This is a genomic window from Streptomyces sp. NPDC033174, from assembly GCF_055577795.1.
On the sequence record NZ_JBVIPQ010000002.1, the window covers coordinates 204,257 to 216,808 of the forward strand.

Annotated in this window: 16 protein-coding genes; 7 read left to right on the forward strand and 9 right to left on the reverse strand. The window is 72.5% G+C overall.

Annotated elements, in window-relative coordinates; all coding sequences use genetic code 11:
- Positions 1–153: 153 nt before the first annotated feature.
- The 4 genes from ACZ5VC_RS07205 to ACZ5VC_RS07220 all read right to left on the reverse strand — a co-directional run bounded on the left by ACZ5VC_RS07205 (position 154) and on the right by ACZ5VC_RS07220 (position 3,026).
- Complete coding sequence (locus ACZ5VC_RS07205) at positions 154–603, reverse strand: hypothetical protein (protein WP_469119117.1); 450 nt, start codon at positions 601–603, stop codon at positions 154–156.
- On the reverse strand, positions 600–917 hold the full coding sequence (locus ACZ5VC_RS07210; RefSeq protein WP_469119118.1) for a type II toxin -antitoxin system TacA 1-like antitoxin: 318 nt from the start codon (positions 915–917) through the stop codon (positions 600–602). The genes ACZ5VC_RS07205 and ACZ5VC_RS07210 overlap by 4 nt, the downstream gene beginning before the upstream one ends.
- Before the next feature lie 244 nt (positions 918–1,161).
- Positions 1,162–2,037 carry a transglutaminase family protein gene (locus ACZ5VC_RS07215; protein ID WP_469119119.1) on the reverse strand — a complete coding sequence of 292 codons (876 nt, stop codon included), beginning with the start codon at positions 2,035–2,037 and terminating at the stop codon, positions 1,162–1,164.
- On the reverse strand, positions 2,034–3,026 hold the full coding sequence (locus ACZ5VC_RS07220; RefSeq protein ID WP_469119120.1) for a GNAT family N-acetyltransferase: 993 nt from the start codon (positions 3,024–3,026) through the stop codon (positions 2,034–2,036). The genes ACZ5VC_RS07215 and ACZ5VC_RS07220 overlap by 4 nt, the downstream gene beginning before the upstream one ends.
- 114 nt (positions 3,027–3,140) lie before the next feature.
- Here ACZ5VC_RS07220 and fdxA point away from each other — a divergent pair, with 114 nt between their 5' ends.
- Both fdxA and ACZ5VC_RS07230 read left to right on the forward strand, forming a co-directional pair.
- Positions 3,141–3,461, forward strand: a complete 321-nt coding sequence (gene fdxA / locus ACZ5VC_RS07225; RefSeq protein ID WP_019889199.1) for a ferredoxin — start codon at positions 3,141–3,143, stop codon at positions 3,459–3,461.
- 81 nt (positions 3,462–3,542) lie between these two features.
- Positions 3,543–4,637 carry a bifunctional succinyldiaminopimelate transaminase/glutamate-prephenate aminotransferase gene (locus ACZ5VC_RS07230; RefSeq protein ID WP_469119121.1) on the forward strand — a complete coding sequence of 365 codons (1,095 nt, stop codon included), beginning with the start codon at positions 3,543–3,545 and terminating at the stop codon, positions 4,635–4,637.
- An 82-nt stretch (positions 4,638–4,719) separates the two neighbouring features.
- On the opposite strand, the gene ACZ5VC_RS07235 is transcribed toward ACZ5VC_RS07230, so the two are convergent.
- Entirely contained in the window at positions 4,720–5,157 is a 438-nt protein-coding gene (locus tag ACZ5VC_RS07235) for an ATP-binding protein (RefSeq protein ID WP_469119122.1), read from the reverse strand.
- Between the two features lie 309 nt (positions 5,158–5,466).
- Positions 5,467–6,402 carry a VldE C-terminal domain-containing protein gene (locus ACZ5VC_RS07240; RefSeq protein ID WP_469119123.1) on the reverse strand — a complete coding sequence of 312 codons (936 nt, stop codon included), beginning with the start codon at positions 6,400–6,402 and terminating at the stop codon, positions 5,467–5,469.
- Positions 6,403–6,433: 31 nt separating this feature from the next.
- On the opposite strand from ACZ5VC_RS07240, the gene dapE reads away from it, so the two are divergent.
- Both dapE and ACZ5VC_RS07250 read left to right on the forward strand, forming a co-directional pair.
- Complete coding sequence (gene dapE / locus ACZ5VC_RS07245) at positions 6,434–7,525, forward strand: succinyl-diaminopimelate desuccinylase (RefSeq protein ID WP_469119124.1); 1,092 nt, start codon at positions 6,434–6,436, stop codon at positions 7,523–7,525.
- Between the two features lie 84 nt (positions 7,526–7,609).
- Positions 7,610–8,359 (forward strand): LOG family protein, encoded by a 750-nt coding sequence (locus ACZ5VC_RS07250; RefSeq protein ID WP_469119125.1) that lies wholly within the window; start codon positions 7,610–7,612, stop codon positions 8,357–8,359.
- 59 nt (positions 8,360–8,418) lie between these two features.
- Here the strand turns inward: ACZ5VC_RS07250 and folP are convergent, their stop codons facing one another.
- On the reverse strand, positions 8,419–9,279 hold the full coding sequence (folP, locus tag ACZ5VC_RS07255; RefSeq protein ID WP_469119126.1) for a dihydropteroate synthase: 861 nt from the start codon (positions 9,277–9,279) through the stop codon (positions 8,419–8,421).
- Between the two features lie 53 nt (positions 9,280–9,332).
- Between folP and ACZ5VC_RS07260 the strand changes: the two genes are divergently transcribed.
- Complete coding sequence (locus ACZ5VC_RS07260) at positions 9,333–9,734, forward strand: DivIVA domain-containing protein (RefSeq protein ID WP_469119127.1); 402 nt, start codon at positions 9,333–9,335, stop codon at positions 9,732–9,734.
- Positions 9,731–10,390 (forward strand): DNA-3-methyladenine glycosylase I, encoded by a 660-nt coding sequence (locus tag ACZ5VC_RS07265; RefSeq protein ID WP_469119128.1) that lies wholly within the window; start codon positions 9,731–9,733, stop codon positions 10,388–10,390. Before ACZ5VC_RS07260 ends, ACZ5VC_RS07265 begins: the two co-directional genes overlap by 4 nt.
- Positions 10,391–10,460: 70 nt before the next feature.
- On the opposite strand, the gene chcB is transcribed toward ACZ5VC_RS07265, so the two are convergent.
- Entirely contained in the window at positions 10,461–11,261 is an 801-nt protein-coding gene (gene chcB, locus ACZ5VC_RS07270; protein ID WP_469119129.1) for a 2-cyclohexenylcarbonyl CoA isomerase, read from the reverse strand.
- 300 nt (positions 11,262–11,561) lie between these two features.
- Between chcB and ACZ5VC_RS07275 the strand changes: the two genes are divergently transcribed.
- The gene (locus tag ACZ5VC_RS07275) at positions 11,562–11,729 is read left to right on the forward strand and encodes a DUF3117 domain-containing protein (protein ID WP_018105485.1); all 168 of its coding nucleotides are present in this window, start codon (positions 11,562–11,564) and stop codon (positions 11,727–11,729) included.
- A 132-nt stretch (positions 11,730–11,861) separates the two neighbouring features.
- On the opposite strand, the gene ACZ5VC_RS07280 is transcribed toward ACZ5VC_RS07275, so the two are convergent.
- Complete coding sequence (locus tag ACZ5VC_RS07280) at positions 11,862–12,527, reverse strand: O-methyltransferase (RefSeq protein WP_469119130.1); 666 nt, start codon at positions 12,525–12,527, stop codon at positions 11,862–11,864.
- Between the last annotated feature and the right edge of the window lie 25 nt (positions 12,528–12,552).

Genomic DNA, 12,552 nt, shown 5'->3' on the forward strand with positions numbered 1-12,552 from the left:
CGAACCCCAGAGGCGCTGACCCCCGTGTCGGTGTGGCGGGGTTGGAGGGGAGGAGGTCCCGGGGGCCCCCCCCCGGGGCAAGCGCCCCGGGGGGTCCCCCCCCCCCCCCCCCGCCCCCGGTCGTCGGCGCCCGCGGGACGCGACACGAGGAGCTCAGACGCGCAGAGGGATGACCGACTGCGCACCCGGCAGTTGGTCCAAGTACGCCTGCATGCTCTCGGGGTCCGCCGTCGCGATCAGGGCCGCGCCCACCTCCAGTGCGGTGAGCGCCGCCAGCCCCTCGAGGGGCTCGGGAATCTTGTCGCCCGGCAGGGCGACGCGCGCCACGAGCTCCCCGACGCGGCGCCAGTCGGTGGGCGTGTAGCAGCACACCACCGCGCACTCCCGCAGCGCCCGGGCCAGATACGCCCGGACCGCCCCGTCCCGCCACGCCTGGGCGACGGCCGGGGCGGCTACGACGGGCAGTCCCTCCCGGGCGAACTCCTGGTGCAGGACCCAGGCCGCACCGGGCCGCTCTCCGGACAGGGCGAGCAGCATGCCCAGGTCGTAGACGACATCGCCGAGGGCGCCGGGATCGGGGCAGGTGGGGCAGGCGAGATTCACGCGTTCGCTCCACCGTGCCGCCGCGCCGCCGAGCGGGCGCGGGCCGTCGCGACGTCCGCGTGGATGCGGGCGGCCTCCTTCGGGTCCACGGCGGGATCCGGCGGCCAGGGCAGGGCGTCCACCTCCGCCTCCGCCTCCTCGATCGCCGCGTCGAGGTCCGAGAACGTGGCAGCCAGCCGCGCGAGCCGCGTGGCTTCCTTGCGGGCGGCCATGACGAGGAAGGCGGAGACGTCGAGCCCGTTCTCGGCGGCGACCTGCCGGATCAGCTCCGCATCGTCAGGATCAAGGCTGAGGGAGACGCGCGTCTTGGCCATACGGCGAGCGTAACGCCGCGTGTTGTGCCGTGCCCTGAAGCGGGCAGGCGCCCGGTGTGTCCGCCGGTGCCTGGTGTGTCCGGTGGGGCCGCGTCGCCCCCGCCCGGCCCGCGCCGGAGCGCCCGCCGCCGCCCGCCGCACCTCCGCCCGGATGCGCCGCTCGCCCGGTTCCGGGAGTCGGCGCCGTGACGTGGTCCGCCGCCAGGCACGCCGGGACTGGGCGCGCCGTCGTCTCCGGCGGCGGTCAGTTCAGCATCGCCCGCGCAGCCTGGGCCCTTCGCCGGATCGACTCCGCCGCCGCCGGGTCCACCGCGTCCACGATCCGTGCGTAGGCCTCCATCTCCGCCGCTCCCGCCAGGAACTCGCCCCGCTGCACCAGCAACTGGGCGCGCTCGTAGCGCAGCCGCGCCGGGTGGGAGGGGAGGAGGAGGGAGAGCTCGACCGCCCACAGCCCCACGGCCGACTCCTCCGGGCGGGAGGCCGCCCAGGCGCGGATGTTGTTGAGGACGCGCAGCACGATGTCCAGCGGATCGGCGGGCAGGAGCATCGACGGTTCGAGGGCCTCGCCCGTCGCGCCCGCGACCAGGAGTTCCGCGTCGGGGCCCGTCAGCAGCCGGCCGCCCGCGAAGGGGTCAGCCAGGACCTGCTCGGGGACCGGGGCGTGCGGGTCGCCGAAACCCACCACGAAGTGGCCCGGCAGGGCGACGCCGTACACCGGCGCGCCCGCGCGCCTGGCCACCTCGATCCAGACCACGGAGAGCAGGATCGGCAGCCCGCGGCGGCGCCGCAGCACCTGGTGGAGCAGCGAGGACTCGAGACGTTCGTAGTCGCCGGGGGTGCCGTGGAAGCCCTCGCGGCCACCCAGGAGTTCGCCGAGGGCGGCCGCCCAGGCGGGTGCGCCGCTCACGCCGTACGGAAGCAGCCCGGCCAGCCGGTCCAGCTCGATGTCCGCGGCGTCGAGACCCGCCTGGTCCAGGGAGGGGTCCGCCTGCGTGCCCAGCAGCAGGCACAGTCGCGCGAGGTCGGGCCGCTCGGAGCGGGCCTCCTCGGCGAACTCCCGCCGCCAGTCCGCCGGCTCGTGTCCGTGCTCGTACTCGGGCCCCTGTCCCGCGCCGGTCACGACCGGAAGTGGTGGTAGCTGTGATGGGTCTCGAAGCCCATCCCGTCGTACAGCGCCCGCGCGCCGCCGTTGTCCGCCTCCACCTGGAGCCAGGCCGCCGACGCGCCCTCGTCGAGGGCCCGCCGGGCCAGCGCCGCCATCACCGCGGTGGCCAGGCCCTGACGCCGGTACGCCGGGTCGACCTCGACCGCCAGGAAGCCGGCCCAGCGGCCGTCGACGACACACCGTCCGATCGCCGCCGGCACATCCCCCTCGCCGGGCACGGAGGCGAACCACACACTCGGGCCGCTGGTGAGTACCTTCACCACATGTGGCCCCGCCACATCGAACCGCTGGTAGCGCCGCAGCCATGCCTCGTCGCAGGATCTCGCCAGGCGCACCGAGGCGGTCTCCGCCTCCAGATCGCCCAGGGGTGCCAACGCCGCGATCCGCAGTTGTGCCGTCACCTCGCGGCGCCACCCCCGCTCCTCCAGCGCGGCGGACAGCCGCTCCTGCGTGCCCTCCGCCCCGGTCGCGGTCTGGACGTACGCGGGCAGCCCCCGCTCCTCGTACCAGCCGGTCACCCGTGCCAGCGCGTCGTCCAGCGGCAGTCCGGGATCGCCCAGCGGAAGGACCGAGTTGGCGCGCCGGGTGAACCCGCCGGCCGCGCGCAGGGTCCACTCGCCCAGCTGCTCGCTCTCCACCGGTTGCCAGGCCCGCGCGGAGACCCGCGCGAGCTCCTGGAACGAGGCTGCGGGGCCCCTGCGCCGCGCCGGCGCGGACGGCACCACCTTGCCCGCCACCAGCGACGATTCCGGGATGTGGACGCTCTCCCCGGTCCGCCGTGTGATCACCAGCACACCCTTGTTCCAGGATGTGAGAACACCAACCGTGTCAGTGAACTTCGCTCCCGGTGCGCCCGCCTCGTCCACCCGCCGTACGGAGACCCGTTTTCCCACGTCAGCGGCGGTGATACGGACTTCGAGTCGCCCTCCCGCGGTGAATTCCACAGCTCTCTGCGCCCCTCCTGTTCGGATCGTCCCCCGGAACGGAGATACTAGGGGCGGGCATCGACGACGCCGCGCTCCCGCGCAGAGCCAGCCCTACCGAGGAGGAACGACAGCGTGACCTACGTCATCGCGCAGCCTTGTGTCGACGTCAAGGACAAGGCGTGCATCGAGGAGTGCCCCGTCGACTGCATCTACGAGGGCTCCCGGTCCTTGTACATCCACCCGGACGAATGCGTCGACTGTGGGGCCTGTGAGCCGGTCTGCCCGGTCGAGGCGATCTTCTACGAGGACGACACTCCGGAGGAGTGGAAGGACTACTACAAGGCGAACGTCGAGTTCTTCGACGACCTCGGCTCGCCCGGTGGTGCCTCCAAGCTCGGTCTGATCGAGCGTGACCACCCCTTCATCGCCGCCCTGCCGCCGCAGAACGGCTGATCGCACATCTGACGGTCCCGTACGGCTTCCTCGCCGTGCGGGACCGTGGCGTTTCGTACGTACGAGAAAGTGAGCACCCCCGTGAGCGCAGTCTCTTCGCGCCTTCCCGTCTTCCCCTGGGACAAGCTCGAGCCGTACAAGGCGACGGCGGCGGCCCACCCGGACGGCATCGTGGACCTGTCCGTGGGCACGCCCGTCGACCCGGTCCCGGCGCTGATCCAGGACGCCCTGGTCGCGGCGGCCGACTCGCCGGGATATCCCACGGTGTGGGGGACGGTGGCGCTGCGCGACGCGCTGACGGGCTGGTGCGAGCGGCGGCTCGGCGCGGTCGGGTTCACCCACCGCAACGTCCTGCCCGTGGTCGGCTCCAAGGAGCTGGTGGCCTGGCTGCCGACGCAGCTGGGTCTCGGCGCCGGGGACCGGGTCGCGTACCCGCGCCTGGCCTACCCGACGTACGAGGTGGGCGCCCGGCTGTGCGGCGCGGAGCCCGTGGTCTACGACGACCCCACGGAGCTCGACCCGGCCGGCCTGAAGCTGCTCTGGCTCAACTCGCCCTCCAATCCCACCGGGCGGGTGCTGTCCAAGGACGAACTGACCCGGACCGTCGCCTGGGCGCGTGAGCACGGTGTGCTGCTCTTCAGCGACGAGTGCTACCTGGAGCTGGGCTGGGAGGCGGAGCCCGTCTCCGTCCTGCACCCGGATGTCTGCCGCGGCTCGTACGAGGGCATCGTGGCCGTCCACTCGCTCTCCAAGCGCTCGAACCTGGCGGGCTACCGGGCCGCGTTCATCGCGGGCGACCCGGCCGTCCTGGCCGAGCTGCTGCTGATCCGCAAGCACGGCGGCATGATGACGCCGGCGCCCGTGCAGGCGGCGACGGTCGTGGCGCTCGGCGACGACACGCACGTGGCGGAGCAGCGGGAGCGGTACGCGGCCCGGCGGTCGGCGCTGCGGACGGCCCTGGAGGCCCACGGCTTCCGGATCGAGCACAGCGAGGCGAGCCTCTACCTGTGGGCGACGCGCGACGAGCCCTGCTGGGAGACGGTGGCGCGGCTGGCCGAGCGGGGCATCCTCGTGGCGCCCGGCGATTTCTACGGCGCGGCCGGCGAGCGCTTCGTGCGGGTGGCCTTCACGGCCACCGACGAGCGGGTAGAGGCGGCTGTGAAGCGCCTCGGATGACGGGCCGGACACGGCGAAGGGCCCGGGGAGTGCGCACTCCCCGGGCCCTTCGTCATGTCGGGCCGACGGCAACGCCTGGTGCCTAGCCGAGGGGCAGGCTCTTCAGCGGCAGCTGCTCGGTGGCGCCGCTGTCCAGGCCGCCGACGGGACCGGTGCCCTCGGCCGCCGTGCCAGCGGTCTCCCCGAGGACCTCGCCCGCGTGGCCCGCGGTCTCCCCGGCGGCCTTCCGGGCGGCGGGGGCCGCCGTCCTGGTGGTCTTGCCGACCGTCTTGCCCGCCGTGGGAACGGCCTTCTTGACGGTCTTGCTGCCGGTGTCACCGGCGGTGTCGGTGGCGCTCTGGGTGGCGTTGTCGGCGGTGTCGCCGAGGCCGGCGGCGTCGACGGCGGACAGACCACCGAGGTTGGAGGCCTGCGGGAGGTCCATGGCGCTCGCGGAGCCGGCCGCACCGACCACGGGGGCTGCTCCCGCCGCGATGAGCAGCGCGGCACGGGCGATCCGACGGGTCAGGGGGAGGGACATGATGCTCCTTCGACGGAGAGGACATTGGGCGTCCGGCGATCGGACGCAGTGACAACCGCTCGGGGGGAGGGAGAGGTTGCGGCGGCACAAGGTAAAGAATGGGTAATGCATCGCATTATCTGCTACGGATAAAAGCGGACGAACGAGTCATCGCCAAAAGGCCCGCCGAATCGTCACTCCCCATATGCGCCAAGGGAATTGCGGATACATGACAGAGCCGCTCGGGGGTCCGTGAAGAGGTGCGCGAAAACCTGGTGGCCACGAGAGGGCGAATGCCTCGGCCGAGTGAATTTCCGTACGGGTGAGCGGCTATTGTGCGAGGCGAATTCGGACGTCGGCGGAGCCCTCCGCGGGCGGCTCCGACATCGTCAGCCAGCCGTCCGCCGCGTCGCTCGCGCGCCACACGCGCCCCGCGTACATGACCTCGTCGATCCGCAGGACGTCCGCCCGCGCGACCGCCCACTGCGCCAGCTCCCAGCCGCGCCGCGCCTCGCCCCCGCCGCCCGCCCCGGCCGGCGCCCGTACGGGCACCGAGACCTCGGCCGCCGGAGCGCCCGCCCGGCCCGCGCCGCCCGGCAGCACGTCCTTGCCGAACGCCCGGACCAGCTCCGCCCGCACCTGCCCGGGGTCACCCGGGCTGCCGTCCCCGCGGCCCGTCGTACACGTCAGCGACGCGGCCGAACGGCCGGTGAGCGCGGCGGCCAGCAGCGTGGCGTCCGGCTCGTGTTTCGCGTACGCCTGAGGGAAACCGCTGCGCTGGACCCGCTGGGCCGCCACCGTCAGCGGAAGCCGCGAATAGCCCGGGACCTCGGCGAGCCGCTCGTAGAAGATGCCCGCCGAGTACACCGGGTCGAGAATCTGCTGCGGGGTTCCCCAGCCCTGTGAGGGGCGCTGCTGGAAGAGACCGAGGGAATCGCGGTCGCCATGGCGGATATTGCGCAGCGCCGACTCCTGGAGCGCGGTCGCCAGCGCGATCGTGACCGCACGCTCGGGCATACCGCGGCTCGTGCCGACGGCCGAGATCGTCGCCGCGTTCGACGCCTGCTCGGGAGTGAACTCGTACGCGTTGTCCCCACTGCCCACCCGGCACCGCGGCGGACCGCCACCGGACATCAGGTAGTGCGCCACCACATATCCGACCACCGCGAGCAGCACGAGAAACGCCGCGGCGAAACGGCCGCGGCGGCCCCCGCGACCTCGGGGGGCGGAACCGGGAAGGATGGCGGACTCGGACACGGAGCCCACCGTACTTGAGCCCCGCGTTAGGGTCGGCACCATGTCAGACACCGCTCCCGCCCCCTCCCTCGATCTCTCTCTGGACGGTCCGGCGCTGACCGCCGCGCTCGTCGACATCCCCTCCGTCAGTGGCACCGAGAAGCCTCTCGCCGACGCGATCGAGCGGGCGCTGCGGGCCCTGCCGCACCTCACCGTCGACCGCCTCGGCAACAACGTCGTCGCGCGGACGCGCCTGGGACGGGACGAGCGTGTCGTCCTGGCCGGACACATCGACACCGTGCCGATCGCCGACAACGTCCCCTCCCGGCTCGACGCCGACGGGATCCTGTGGGGCTGCGGCACGAGCGACATGAAGTCCGGCGTCGCGCTCCAGCTGCGGATCGCCGCGACCGTTCCCGAGCCCAACCGGGACCTCACCTTCGTCTTCTACGACAACGAAGAGGTCGCCGCGGACCTCAACGGTCTGAAGCATGTGGCCGAAGCACACCCCGACTGGCTCGAAGGGGACTTCGCCATCCTTCTCGAACCGTCCGACGCCCAGGTCGAGGGCGGCTGCCAGGGAACCCTTCGGGTCTTTCTGCGCACCGAGGGGGAGCGGGCACACTCCGCGCGCAGCTGGATGGGTTCCAACGCCATCCACGCGGCCGTGCCGATCCTGGCCCGCCTCGCGGAGTACAAGCCGAGGCGGCCGGTGATCGACGGGCTGGAGTACCACGAGGGCCTCAACGCCGTACGGATCGAAGGGGGCGTCGCCAACAACGTCATCCCCGACGCGTGCACGGTCGTCGTCAACTACCGCTACGCGCCCGACCGGTCCATGGCGGAGGCCGAGGCACACGTCCGGGAGGTCTTCGCGGACTGCCCGATCTCCGAGTTCGTGGTGGACGACCACAGCAGCGGCGCCCTTCCCGGGCTTTCGCACCCGGCCGCGGCGGCGTTCATGGAGGCGGTCGGCGGGACCGCGCAGCCCAAGTTCGGCTGGACCGACGTGTCGCGGTTCAGCGCGCTGGGCGTGCCCGCGGTCAACTACGGCCCCGCGGACCCGCTCTACGCCCACAAGCGTGACGAGCATGTGGCCATCGACAAGATCCGTCACTGTGAGCAGCGGCTCCGCGACTGGCTTACTGCCTGACTACCGCAATTTCGCTCTTTGTCACCTCTGTGGACCTACCCTGACCGGACTGGAAGATCAGTGGATCGGTGGAGGGAGCAGGCCATGGTCAACCCCGAGGGCGAGGCGCGGCGGGACGAGCAGCGGCAGGGCCCGGTGCTGAGGCGCAGGGACCAGATCCAGCCGAGCACCACGGACCAGCGGCTGCTGGACACCGAGGGGGACTCCGAGTGGGTGCACACCGACCCCTGGCGGGTCATGCGCATCCAGTCGGAGTTCGTCGAGGGCTTCGGTGCCCTGGCCGAACTGCCGAGCGCGATCAGCGTCTTCGGCTCGGCCCGTACCAGGCCGGACACCCCCGAGTACGACGCGGGCGTACGGATCGGCAAGGCGCTCGTCGAGGCGGGCTTCGCGGTGATCACGGGCGGCGGGCCCGGCGCGATGGAGGCGGCGAACAAGGGGGCGCGGGAAGCCCGGGGCGTCTCGGTCGGTCTCGGGATCGAGCTGCCTTTCGAGCAGGGGCTGAACCCGCACGTCGACATCGGCGTCAACTTCCGCTACTTCTTCGTCCGCAAGACGATGTTCGTGAAGTACGCGCAGGGCTTCGTGGTCCTGCCGGGGGGCCTCGGCACCCTCGACGAGCTCTTCGAGGCCCTGACCCTGGTCCAGACCCGCAAGGTGACCCGGTTCCCGATCGTGCTCTTCGGGACCTCGTACTGGAGCGGCCTGGTCGACTGGCTGCGCAACACCGTGGTGGCCGAGGGGAAGGCGTCGGACCACGACCTGCTGCTGTTCCACGTGACGGACGACGTGGAGGAGGCGGTGGCGCTGGTGACGAAGGAGACGGCGAGGTAGGAGGCCGGGTGCGCCGGGGTCCTCGCGGGCTCCGCGGCCCCCGGCGCGTCACCCACTGGTCAGGCGAGGCCCCTGCGGGCCACCGCGGGGGGCCGGTGGCCCGCGATGGACGCCACCATGTCCAGCACCTGCCGCGTCTCCGCCACCTCGTGCACCCGGTACACCCGCGCCCCCAGCCACGCCGACACCGCCGTCGTCGCCAGGGTCCCGAGAACCCGTTCCTTCACCGGCTTGTCGAGGCTCTCGCCGACGAAGTCCTTGTTGGAAAGCGAGACCAGCACCGGCCACCCCGTCCGGGTCATCTCCTCCAGGCGCCGCGTCGCCTCCAGGCTGTGACGGGTGCTCTTGCCGAAGTCGTGGCCCGGATCGATCATGATCGCGTCCCGCCGCACGCCCAGCTCCACCGCCCGCTCGGCCAGCCCGACCGTGACACGCAGGATGTCCGCCATCACGTCGTCGTACTCGATCCGGTGCGGACGCGTCCGCGGCTCGGCGCCGCCCGCGTGAGTGCAGACCAGACCCGCGCCATGGCGCGCGGCGACCTCCGCCAGCCTCGGATCGACGCCGCCCCACGCGTCGTTGAGGACGTCCGCGCCTGCCTCACAGACCGCCTCGGCGACCTCGTGGCGCCAGGTGTCCACGCTGATCACCACGTCCGGGTGGCGCCGGCGGACCTCAGCGACGAAGCCGACCGTCCGGCGGGCCTCCTCCTCGGCGCTCACCTCCTCGCCGGGGCCGGCCTTCACCCCGCCGATGTCGATGATGGCCGCGCCCTCCGACACGGCCTGCTCCACGCGCGCGAGAGCCGGCTCGTCCCTGAAGGTCGCACCCTGGTCGTAGAAGGAATCAGGGGTCCGGTTCACGATCGCCATGATCACCGGCTCGTGGGGCCCGAATTCACGCCGTCCCAAGCGCAGCATCCCGTGTGTCCTCCTCGCGTTCGGTCGCCTGCGACCTTAACTGTCGGTGGCGCATGGCACGATCGGGACCGGTACGTTTTCCGCTCCCGGGGAGAGGCACGCGCGTGTTCTGGTTCTTGCTGATCGCGATGGTCGTGGTGGTCGCCGCGGTCACCCTCGCGGTGGTCGGCGGCGGTGACAGCGAGGTGCTGCCCGAGGTCGCGCCCGAACAACCGGTGGATCCGCTGCCGACGTCCCGTCCGGTCGGCCGCGCCGACATCGAGGCCCTGCGGCTGCCGGTCGCGCCCCGGGGTTACCGGATGGCGGACGTGGACGACGCGCTTGGCCGGCTGGGCGCGGAGCTCGCCGAGAGGGACGCGCGGATCGCCGAGCTGGAGGCGGAGCTCGCCGGCGTCCGGGCGAGTGCGGCGCGGCCGGACCTCCTGCGCAAGCCCGGAGAGGAGGAGGGGCGGTGAGCGAGCCCATAGCCGGTGCGCCGGTCGTCGGGGCGGCCGTGCCGGGGCCCGACGGGAGACTCCGCTGCCCCTGGGGACTGTCCACCGAGGACTATGTGACCTACCACGACGAGGAGTGGGGCCGGCCGGTCCGCGGCGACGACGCCCTCTTCGAGCGGCTCTGCCTGGAGGCCTTCCAGTCCGGGCTCTCCTGGATCACCATCCTGCGCCGCCGCGAGGGGTTCAGGCGGGCCTTCGCCGACTTCAAGATCGCCGCGGTCGCGGAGTTCGACGAGACCGACAGGGAGCGGCTCCTCGCCGACGAGGGCATCATCCGCAACCGCGCCAAGATCGACGCGACCCTCGCCAACGCGAAGGTGCTCGCGACCTGGCAGGCCGGGGAGCTGGACACGCTGATCTGGTCCCACGCCCCCGACCCGGCGATACGCCCGGCCCCGCACACCCTCGCCGACGTCCCCGCGATCACGGACGAGTCGGTGGCCCTGTCGAAGGCGCTGAAGAAGCGGGGCCTGCGCTTCATCGGCCCGACGACGGCCTATGCGCTGATGCAGGCCTGCGGCCTGGTCGACGACCACCTCGACACCTGCGTGGCGCGCGGGGCGGGCAGGGCGACGGCACAGGCGGGCAGCGGCCCGGAGCGGGCGCGGGAGGCCTGAGGCGGCCCCCCGCCCCGTGCCGCGGGCCCGGGGCCCTGCCATCGGATCCTTCCGCGCCGGTCCCGAGGACCTAGCGGCCCAGGTACTTCGGCTTCTCCTTCGACAGGAACGCCTGGACCGCGATCGTGTGGTCCTCCGACGCGCCCGCCCTCGTCTGGAGCTCGTCCTCCTTCTCCAGCGCCTCGGCCAGGGAGTGGTCCGCTCCGTACGCCAGGGACTCCTTCAGCGCCGCGTACGCGACCGTCGGGCCGTCGGCCAGGGCGCGGGCCACCGCGGCCGCCTCCGCGGCCAGGTCCGCCGCGGGGACCAGCCTGTTCACGATGCCCAGGTCGTGGGCCTCCTGCGCCGGGATCGTGCGCGGGAAGAGAAGCAGGTCGGAGGCGCGGCTCGCGCCGATCAGCCGGGGGAGGGTCCAGGAGATGCCGGAGTCGGCGGTGAGCGCGACCCCCGCGAAGGACGTGTTGAACGCGGCCGTGTCCGCGGCGACCCGGTAGTCCGCCGCCAGGGCGAAGCCGAAGCCCGCTCCCGCCGCGACGCCGTTCACCCCGGCCACCACCGGCTTCGGCATCTCCGTCAGCGCCCGCACGATCGGGTTGTAGTGGTCGCGCACGGTGTTCATCGTGGCGCGCGAGCCGGTCTCCCGGTCGGTGGCGAGCAGGCCGACATGTTCCTTGAGGTCCTGGCCCACGCAGAACGCGCGGCCCGTCGCGGTCAGCAGAACCGCCCGTACGGCCGGATCGGCGGCGGCGGTTTCCGCGGCCTCCCGCAGCGCCACCTTCGCCTCGATGTTCATGGCGTTCATGGCCTCGGGCCGGTTGATCGTGATCGTGGCGAGTCCGTCGGTCACGTCGTACAGCACTGTGTCGGCCATTGCGGGGTCCCCTTTGCGGCGTGGACGTCGATGTCCCGCTCAGCATGGCGGAGATCATCGGCTACCGACATGTGACCTGCGTCAAAGAATCGCCGCCCCCGTCTCGACCTGCGGCGGCGAAGTATCGCAGGCCGATCCCCGAAATGAGGGGTTTTGCGCGAGCGCGTTGCGCAAGCGATGCCGTCCGATGTTGGTCATCGGGTCCTGCCATGCGGGATAATGGCCAGGAAGCAATGTGTTCGATGCCGGTGACACCTGGGTTGTCGGTTGCATGAGCTGGTTTCAGGAAGGGGAACGAGCATGGCGGCCATGAAGCCGCGGACGGGCGACGGCCCGCTCGAGGTGACCAAGGAGGGGCGGGGCATCGTCATGCGCGTTCCGCTCGAAGGCGGCGGTCGGCTTGTCGTCGAGCTGACTCCGGACGAGGCCGATGCGCTCGGCGATGCTCTCAAGCAGGTCGTCGGCTGAGGCGGGAACGCACATAACAGCTCTCCTCTGCCCCGGCTCGGATGATTCACACCGAGCCGGGGCAGAGGTGCGTCCGGGCCCGGAGACCGGAGGGCCGGGGAGCGCGGCAGGAGGCGCAGGGGCGGCGAGATGTCAGCCGCGGCGGGCCGCGCACAGCAGGCCGTCGCCCACCGGCAGCAGCGCCGGCAGCAGCTCCTGGCTCTCGCGCACGGCCCGCAGCAGCTCGCGGACCTTCAGCACCTCGGCGGGCTGGGCCGCCGAGTCGACCGTGCGGCCCTCGGAGAAGACGCCCTCGAAGCAGACCAGACCACCCGGTCGCAGCAGGCGCAACGATTCAGCGAGATAGTCCAGCGACTCCAGCGGGTCGCCGTCGCAGAAGACGAGGTCGTATCCGCCGTCCGCCAGCCGGGGCAGTACGTCCAGGGCGCGGCCGGGGATGAAACGCGACCGGTTCACGGCGAAGCCCGCCGCGCGGAACGCCTGCCGCGCGAACTGCTGGCGCTCCGGCTCGGGGTCGACGGTCGTCAGCACGCCGTCCGGCCGCATCCCGTGCAGCAGGTAGATCCCGGAGACGCCCGTGCCCGTACCGATCTCCGCCACCGCCTTGGCGTCCGCCGTGGCAGCCAGCAGGCGCAGCGCTGCGCCAGTGCCTGGCGACACCGAGGGCAGCCCTGCCTCCCGGGCCCGCTCGCGGGCCCAGCGCAGCGCTTCGTCCTCGGCGACGAAGGCGTTGGCGAACGCCCAGCTCGTCTGCCGGTTGGCGGTAATGACCCTCTCCTGTCCCCGTAGTTGGCGCAACGGTGACTGTATCCGCTGCGCACGG

Excerpts from the sequence above, each read along its gene's own strand:
- ACZ5VC_RS07210 (WP_469119118.1), bottom strand. The coding sequence starts at position 917 with ATGGCCAAGACGCGCGTCTCCCTCAGCCTTGATCCTGACGATGCGGAG.
- ACZ5VC_RS07235 (WP_469119122.1), bottom strand. The coding sequence starts at position 5,157 with ATGTCCCTCCCCCTGACCCGTCGGATCGCCCGTGCCGCGCTGCTCATC.
- dapE (WP_469119124.1), top strand. The coding sequence starts at position 6,434 with ATGTCAGACACCGCTCCCGCCCCCTCCCTCGATCTCTCTCTGGACGGT.
- ACZ5VC_RS07250 (WP_469119125.1), top strand. The coding sequence starts at position 7,610 with ATGGTCAACCCCGAGGGCGAGGCGCGGCGGGACGAGCAGCGGCAGGGC.
- folP (WP_469119126.1), bottom strand. The coding sequence starts at position 9,279 with ATGCTGCGCTTGGGACGGCGTGAATTCGGGCCCCACGAGCCGGTGATC.
- ACZ5VC_RS07260 (WP_469119127.1), top strand. The coding sequence starts at position 9,333 with ATGGCACGATCGGGACCGGTACGTTTTCCGCTCCCGGGGAGAGGCACG.
- chcB (WP_469119129.1), bottom strand. The coding sequence starts at position 11,261 with ATGGCCGACACAGTGCTGTACGACGTGACCGACGGACTCGCCACGATC.
- ACZ5VC_RS07275 (WP_018105485.1), top strand. The coding sequence starts at position 11,562 with ATGGCGGCCATGAAGCCGCGGACGGGCGACGGCCCGCTCGAGGTGACC.